This window comes from Massilia orientalis (assembly GCF_030411975.2).
Taxonomy (GTDB): Bacteria; Pseudomonadota; Gammaproteobacteria; order Burkholderiales; family Burkholderiaceae_D; genus Telluria; species Telluria orientalis.
Genome location: NZ_JASNRB020000072.1, coordinates 1 through 1840, shown reverse-complemented (window position 1 = coordinate 1840; position 1840 = coordinate 1). Strand labels below are relative to the sequence as shown.

Annotated in this window: 3 protein-coding genes; all 3 read left to right on the top strand. The window is 64.7% G+C overall.

Translation table 11 applies throughout. The features are described from left to right. Nucleotide 1: 1 nt before the first annotated feature. Nucleotides 2-367: a succinate dehydrogenase, cytochrome b556 subunit gene (sdhC, locus tag QPK29_RS33395; protein WP_400189963.1), complete on the top strand. Its 366-nt coding sequence runs from the start codon at nucleotides 2-4 to the stop codon at nucleotides 365-367. A 2-nt stretch (nucleotides 368-369) separates the two neighbouring features. Continuing rightward, nucleotides 370-738 (top strand): succinate dehydrogenase, hydrophobic membrane anchor protein, encoded by a 369-nt coding sequence (sdhD, locus tag QPK29_RS33390; protein ID WP_056132064.1) that lies wholly within the window; start codon nucleotides 370-372, stop codon nucleotides 736-738. Nucleotides 739-740: 2 nt separating this feature from the next. After that, the coding region (locus QPK29_RS33385; RefSeq protein WP_400189962.1) for an FAD-dependent oxidoreductase at nucleotides 741-1840 on the top strand (1100 nt) is incomplete at its 3' end.

Here is a 1840-nt window from a genome sequence, read left to right as displayed (position 1 = left end):
CATTACGGACATCACGATGAACTACAAGCAGCCGCCGTCGGCCATCGTGTCGATCCTGCACCGTATCAGCGGCTTCGTGCTGTTCCTCTTCCTGCCGTTCCTGCTCTACCTGTTCGAGCAGAGCCTCCGTTCCGAGATCTCGTTCGCGCACTTCGCCGGGATCGTCAGCCATCCGTTCACCAGGATCGTCATCCTGGGCCTGTCCTGGGGCTACCTGCACCACTTCTGCGCCGGTATCCGCCACCTGTTCATGGACAACCACATGGCCCTGGACAAGGACGCGGCGCAGCGCACCGCGCGCTACGTGCTGGTCGTCAGCCTGGTCCTGACCCTGCTGGTCGCCCTCAAACTGTTCGGAGTGTTTTAATCATGGCTACCCCCAAGAATATCGGACAGCGCCGCCTCGTCGTCGGCGCGCACTACGGCATGCGCGACTGGCTCGCCCAGCGCGTCACCGCCATCGTGATGGTCGTCTTCACCGTCATCCTGCTGGTCTCGTTCCTGACCGGCCAGAATTTTACGTACGAAGGCTGGGCCGGCCTGTTCGCCCGCCAGTGGTTCAAGCTCTTCACGATGGTCACGTTCTTCGGCCTGTTCTACCACGTGTGGGTGGGCATCCGTGACATCTGGATGGACTACGTCAAACCGGTCGGCATCCGCCTGACCTTGCAGATCGCCACGGTGCTCTGGCTGCTCGCCTGCGCCGCCTGGACTGTGCAAATTCTCTGGAGCGTGTAATCGTGGCAGCAATCAACACCAACATCCCCGTCCGCCATTTCGACGTCGTCATCGTCGGCGCCGGCGGTTCCGGCCTGCGCGCGGCGCTGCAACTGTCCGAAGCGGGCCTGAACGTGGCCGTGCTGTCGAAAGTGTTCCCGACCCGTTCGCACACCGTGGCAGCGCAAGGCGGCATCGGCGCCTCGCTCGGCAACATGAGCGAGGACGACTGGTACTGGCACATGTTCGACACCGTGAAAGGGTCGGACTACCTGGGCGACCAGGACGCCATCGAATTCATGTGCCGCGAAGCCCCGAAGGTCGTGTACGAGCTCGAACACTTCGGCATGCCGTTCGACCGCAACCCGGACGGCACGATCTACCAGCGTCCGTTCGGCGGCCACACCGCGAACTTCGGCGAGAAGCCGGTGCAGCGCGCCTGCGCCGCCGCCGACCGTACCGGCCACGCGCTGCTGCACACGCTGTATCAACGTAACGTCCGCTCGCGCACGCACTTCTTCGTCGAATGGCAGGCGCTGGACCTGGTCCGTAACGCCGACGGCGACGTCCTCGGCGTCGTCGCGCTGGAAATGGAAACGGGCGACGTCATGATGCTGCAGGCGAAAACGACCGTCTTCGCCACGGGCGGCGCGGGCCGTATCTTCGCCGCGTCGACCAACGCCTTCATCAACACCGGCGACGGCCTGGGCATGGCGGCACGTGCCGGCATCCCGCTGCAGGACATGGAGTTCTGGCAGTTCCACCCGACCGGCGTGGCCGGCGCGGGCGTCCTGATCACGGAAGGCGTGCGCGGCGAGGGCGGTATCCTCATCAACAGCAACGGCGAACGCTTCATGGAGCGCTACGCGCCGACCCTGAAGGACCTGGCGCCGCGCGACTTCGTCTCGCGTTCGATGGACCAGGAGATCAAGGAAGGCCGCGGCGTGGGCCCGAACAAGGACCACGTGCTGCTGGACCTGCGCCATATCGGCGCGGACACGATCCGCAAGCGCCTGCCGTCGATTCTCGAGATCGGCCACAAGTTCGCCAACGTCGACGCGACGAAGGAACCGATCCCGGTCGTCCCGACCATCCACTACCAGATGGGCGGCATCCCGACCAA

Coding starts and splice junctions, on each gene's coding strand:
- sdhD (WP_056132064.1), top strand. CDS start 370: ATGGCTACCCCCAAGAATATCGGACAGCGCCGCCTCGTCGTCGGCGCG.